We start from the raw sequence: 5,013 nt of genomic DNA on the forward strand, positions 1-5,013 counted from the left end.
ACCCATGCCGATCGCAGTTTTGTAGGCCGGGTAAGGCGAAGCCGCCACCCGGCAGTGTTGCGCCGGGCGGCACTGCGTTTGCCCGGCCTACAAACTGTGGTTAACAGCACTACGCCACGCTTAACCCGTCTGGGAGAGCAGCCGCATGATATTACCCATGACGATCGCAGAGCATTGCAGATCTTGTTAGTCTGAAACAGACGTTTGATGGAACTACCCTGCTACCCTGCGGCTCGTCATAGACGGATCGCTATTCCTGATGCATACAGTCGAACAACGCCTTCGCCAGCGCCGATGGGTTCTCCCACGACATCGAATGTCCAGCATCAGGGATCATTTTCACTGCGACACCCTGCTGGCGCATCTCATCCAGATCGGTACCCGGCAGCGAAAGCTCGCCAAAAATCAGCCATATCGGGCAACTCAGCTGCAAATAGCGCTCGCTCCAGCTGGGCTGTACCCCATTAACCTGGCTCGTTGCTCCGCGCCACACTGCCCAGGGGGCAGTGCTTTGGAGGCAACCCTTCCAGGGTGAGGTTTCCGCCGACAGCATGGCCTGATAACCGGCACTGACAAACTCCTCCTCCGTCTGAGCAGCGATACCCCGGCTGAACATGCCCCCGCCAGCATGAAAATTGGGTTCAGACACGATCAACCCTGACAGACGATCCCCGGCCAGTTCAGCCGTTTCTATTGCTATGCTGCCGCCCATGCTGTGCCATACAACCAGAATGAGGTTAGGGCTAAATGGTTGAGCAGTTCGATGACCACCTGCGCCTGCGCTGAGGTCTGATAGGTATAAGCTTCTGGTTTATCACTGTAACCACTACCGGGGAGATCGATAAGAATAGCCCGGCGGGAGCCGAACTGAGGATCGCAAACTATCCGGGGATACTCGTAGGAAGAGGCGCAGCCGAGACCGTGGATGAAGACCAGGGGTTCCCCCTTCCCGGGCAGTTCCTGCCAACGCACCAGGCAACGGGCCTGTTGCGAATAAAAGCTGTTCATAAGCACTCCTTTTCAGACAACTGTGTTTTTATACAGCTCATCAAAGAGGAATGCTATCGCCGTAACGTAAAACGGGGGGCGTTGTCAGAAAAGCGAAATCAGCAGCGCAACTGGAAAACTCATCGGCCAGGTGGAGCCCACCAGAAAGGCGCTCAGGAAGCGGATACGTTTGCGATCTTTAGAGAGAAACCAGGTGATAAGCGCGCTGATGGCCGCCATGACGGCGTAAAACATTAACATCTTTTGATACAACGTCATTTCAAATACCCAAAGTGCTGTTCAATAACCGCGCGCAATATGCGACATATGTTGATATGGATCAAGTATTTTTGTTACACATTATCCACAGTTTTTGCGTGGTAATAACAGTTAGGTATATCTTGCTACAACTTTTTGGCGGGAACTGGCGGGACAAACGCTGACCAGGACCGCATTTTGCGGCCCTGGAAGTCCGGTTCTACTTCTTAACCGGTTGAGGCTTTTTGTTACCCGAATCGGGTACTTTGCGGGATTTGTCTTTATCGACTTGTAGCATCAGACTCTCCTTTGTGGCCTTCGGCGTAGATAAGTATAGCCTGGAAAAAGCCCCCCCCTTTAAAGTTGCATTTAAAATGCAATTTATGATACAAAATAGCCATCACCCGAGCTGTAATGACCTCATCCACAGGGAGGACGTTATGCTGCGTATTCCGCAACACTCTATTCACACCCGTTCCACACCGTTCTGGAACAAAGAGACTGCCCCGCCGGCCATTTTTAAGCGTCATCTGGATACCGGCACCCGTCCCGGCGTCTATCCGCGTCTTAGCGTGATGCAGGGTGCCGTGCGTTATCTGGGTTATACCGATGAAACGTCACCCGATCCGGACACCACATTGATCATTGAAAGCGGCCATTTTGCTGTTTTCCCGCCTGAACGCTGGCATCACATCGAGCTGATGAGTGACGATACCCTCTTTAATATCGATTTTTTTGTTGAACCCGAGGTTCTAAAATTTGCCGGGCGTTCTCACGCCTGAGGAGCTAACTATGTTACGTATTCCTGCCAATTTTGTGCATACCCGTGCCACTCCCTTCTGGACTAAAGAGACTGCACCTGCCGCGCTTTTCACCCATCACAACACCAAAGCAGGCGTCTATGGCCGTCTGTCCGTGATGCAGGGCGCCGTAAAATATTTTGGATTTCCGGACGGCGACGCCACCGAACCTGATATGGAGCTGTTGATTGAAGCCGGAAGTTTCGGTATTTCCCCGCCGCAAAAATGGCATCGCATCGAACTCATGACCGAGGACACCGTGTTCAATATCGACTTTTTTGCCGACCCTGAGGTGACGCTGAATGGCGCAGGCTTGGGTAAAGTCGTTAATACTCACAAGGAGTAACGTCATGGGCAAAGCAACGTATACCGTTACCGTCACCAATAACAGCAACGGGGTGTCGGTGGATTACGAGACGGATGCCCCCATGGAGCTGCTCGTCCCGGATGTCGCTGCCGACGTGGTGAAAGAGCTGGTGAACACCGTGCGCGCCTACGACACGGAAAACGAGCACGAGGTGTGCGGCTGGTAGATTACCTCGCCGCCCCTTCTTACATTTTGAGCAGTTCAAGCACCGTTTGCGGCACCTGATTCGCCATTTTCAGGGCCGCATTCTGGCTCTGCGCCAGGATCTGCGCCCGGGCAAGCTGGCTGGCCTCGGCGGCATAGTCGGCATCCTGGATGCGGCTGCGGGCAGCCTGCATCGCCACAGCCTGCTGTGAAAGCACCGCTTTGCTGGATTCAAACCGGTTCATCATTGCGCCATACTGCCCACGATAGCTGCTCACTTTCTCCAGCGCGGCATCCAGTAATCCCATACATTTTCTGGCCCCCGCCTCGGAGGCCATATCGCTATTTTCCAGCTGCAGCGTCTTTAAATCCGTCGGGGTCGGCTCGATGGTGGTGGTTTGCATCTGCTCCCCAAAATTGGCGCTGGTCACCACCTCTATGGGACGGCTCTGCTTCGGCGGAACCGCCGGGGTCATTGTCGGCGTCGGCAAGGTTCCCCAGGTAATGTTGCTGGTAAAGGATCCGCTCCCCACTACCATCACCAGCAGATCTTCGGTGACGGTATCCAGCGTCATGCGTTCGATGCGGTTCGAACCGTTAGCCCCGTCGTTCCAGGCGCCAATCGCTTTATCTTCATAGCGATCGCCATCGCCGCTGTAGGTAATGGTCATCCCGTTATAGTTAAGCGATTCCCCGCTGAGGCTCCAGCTCGGGCCGCCCTCAATCAGCTGGCTATCGTCATAAACCGCCCCGCTGCTGAAACCGTTTTTAGCCGTCAGTACCGATGCGGTGGCTTTAGTGCCATCGGTGATGCCGCGGCTGACCCAGGTATAATCCGCATCAGGGCCGGATAAAGGTGTCCCGGCGAGATGTTTTCCATCCCGGGTGAATAACTGTAGATCGTCATCCAGACCCAGCGAATCAATGGTGATGGTGATATTCGTCGACCCGGCCGGAATATAGGCCAGCGGAATAATTCCAGAACTGAATGAATAATCGGTTCCGGCTAGCGGGAATTTGTTGTTTTACGGTGGTACGTCGCCGATTAATTGCGGCGGTAATACCGGCTTATCGGTCGCCAACGGATATTGACCGAAGATCTCAGTCTGCTCCGAGACCTGGGTAATGGTCGCCAGGATCTGCTGATACTCCTGGTTGATACTCTCCCGGTCAGACGGCGACAGCGTGCCGTTCGCCGCCTGGATCGCCAGGCTTTTGGCTTTAATCAGCATATTCCCGATATCGCTCAGGCTCCCTTCCGCCGTCTGCGCCAGGCTTATGGCGTCATCGAGCCCGCGGGAGATAACGCTATCCGCATTGATATTTGAAAACATCCGGTTGGCAATGGCCTGCCCGGCCGCGTCATCCTTCGCGCTATTGATACGCAAGCCGGATGACAGGCGTTCAATGGTTTGAGAAAGCATCGTCGTGTTTGCTTTCCGGGACTTAAGCGAGAGCCCGGCAATCTCGTTATGATTAATTGCAAGCATGATGAACAGGGCCGTTTGTCTGGTCTGACTACTCTATCGGCCCGCTCAAAATTTTATTTAGGAAATATTTTATAAAACCAAACGATATATTTTCCCCCTGAGATAAGGGGCAGCAAAATATATTTCTAAGTTAATGTATTCAATAAAATATATTATTGCGCGCCGGTTACCGTGCAGTAACCGGCGCTGGGCACAGATCAGTGCTTAAACATGATATGACGAACCACGGTGTAGTCTTCCAGACCATACACCGACATGTCCTTGCCGTAGCCCGACATTTTCATCCCGCCGTGGGGCATTTCGCTCACCAGCATAAAGTGGGTATTCACCCAGGTGCAGCCGTACTGGAGATGGGCGCTGACGCGGTGCGCGCGGCCCACATCCTGGGTCCACACGGAAGAGGCCAGCCCATACTGCGAATCGTTGGCCCAGTTCAGCACCTCCTCTTCGTCGTCGAATGGCGTCACGCTCACCACCGGGCCAAACACCTCCCGCTGGACAATGGCATCTTCCTGCTTCGCCCCTGCCAGCACGGTGGGCTGGAACCAGTAACCTTTACCGTCGTGCTTGCTGCCGCCGGTGATCACCTGTACATGTCCCAGGGCTTTCGCCTCATCCACCGCTTTGCACACCCGGTCGAGATGCGCCTGGGAGCTTAACGGACCCAGTTCGGTGCTCTCCTCATTCGGATCGCCGATCTTCAGGCTGGCGACCGCGGCCCCTAGTTTTTCCACCAGCGCGGCGTATATCCCTTTTTGGGCGTAGATACGACAGGCGGCGGTACAGTCCTGCCCGGCGTTGTAGAAGCCGAAGGTGCGCACCCCCTCCACCACCGCGTCGAGATCGGCATCGTCAAAGACGATCACCGGCGCTTTGCCGCCCAGCTCCATATGGGTGCGCTTAATCGTCGAGGCGGTATGGCCGATGATATATTCGCCAGTGGCGATAGAGCCGGTGAGCGACACCA

The 5,013-nt window shown here is 54.7% G+C and carries 6 protein-coding genes and 2 pseudogenes; 4 read left to right on the plus strand and 4 right to left on the minus strand.

Translation table 11 applies throughout. The features are described 5' to 3' along the window. Positions 1 to 195, plus strand: a 195-nt coding sequence (locus WFM46_RS22715) for a hypothetical protein (RefSeq protein WP_336998609.1), incomplete at its 5' end; no start/stop codon positions are given. A gap of 55 nt (positions 196 to 250) precedes the next feature. On the opposite strand, the pseudogene WFM46_RS22720 reads toward WFM46_RS22715, so the two are convergent. Further along, a pseudogene (locus WFM46_RS22720) lies at positions 251 to 1,008 on the minus strand (alpha/beta fold hydrolase). An 84-nt stretch (positions 1,009 to 1,092) separates the two neighbouring features. Continuing rightward, positions 1,093 to 1,266, minus strand: a complete 174-nt coding sequence (locus WFM46_RS22725) for a GhoT/OrtT family toxin (RefSeq protein WP_032610845.1) — start codon at positions 1,264 to 1,266, stop codon at positions 1,093 to 1,095. Positions 1,267 to 1,685: 419 nt separating this feature from the next. On the opposite strand from WFM46_RS22725, the gene WFM46_RS22730 reads away from it, so the two are divergent. The 3 genes from WFM46_RS22730 to WFM46_RS22740 are packed head-to-tail and all read left to right on the plus strand — an operon-like array spanning position 1,686 to position 2,578. Continuing rightward, positions 1,686 to 2,027 (plus strand): DUF1971 domain-containing protein, encoded by a 342-nt coding sequence (locus tag WFM46_RS22730; protein WP_103179702.1) that lies wholly within the window; start codon positions 1,686 to 1,688, stop codon positions 2,025 to 2,027. 10 nt (positions 2,028 to 2,037) lie between these two features. Then, positions 2,038 to 2,391, plus strand: coding sequence for a DUF1971 domain-containing protein (locus tag WFM46_RS22735; RefSeq protein WP_103822051.1), 354 nt, complete (start codon positions 2,038 to 2,040; stop codon positions 2,389 to 2,391). Positions 2,392 to 2,395: 4 nt separating this feature from the next. After that, positions 2,396 to 2,578 (plus strand): DUF1869 domain-containing protein, encoded by a 183-nt coding sequence (locus WFM46_RS22740; protein WP_103179704.1) that lies wholly within the window; start codon positions 2,396 to 2,398, stop codon positions 2,576 to 2,578. Between the two features lie 19 nt (positions 2,579 to 2,597). On the opposite strand, the pseudogene WFM46_RS22745 reads toward WFM46_RS22740, so the two are convergent. Then, a pseudogene (locus WFM46_RS22745) lies at positions 2,598 to 4,046 on the minus strand (flagellin N-terminal helical domain-containing protein). Between the two features lie 197 nt (positions 4,047 to 4,243). Beyond that, positions 4,244 to 5,013, minus strand: a 770-nt coding sequence (locus WFM46_RS22750) for an aldehyde dehydrogenase family protein (protein WP_336998610.1), incomplete at its 5' end; no start/stop codon positions are given.

Source organism: Leclercia sp. M50, assembly GCF_037150775.1.
Classification (GTDB): Bacteria; Pseudomonadota; Gammaproteobacteria; order Enterobacterales; family Enterobacteriaceae; genus Enterobacter.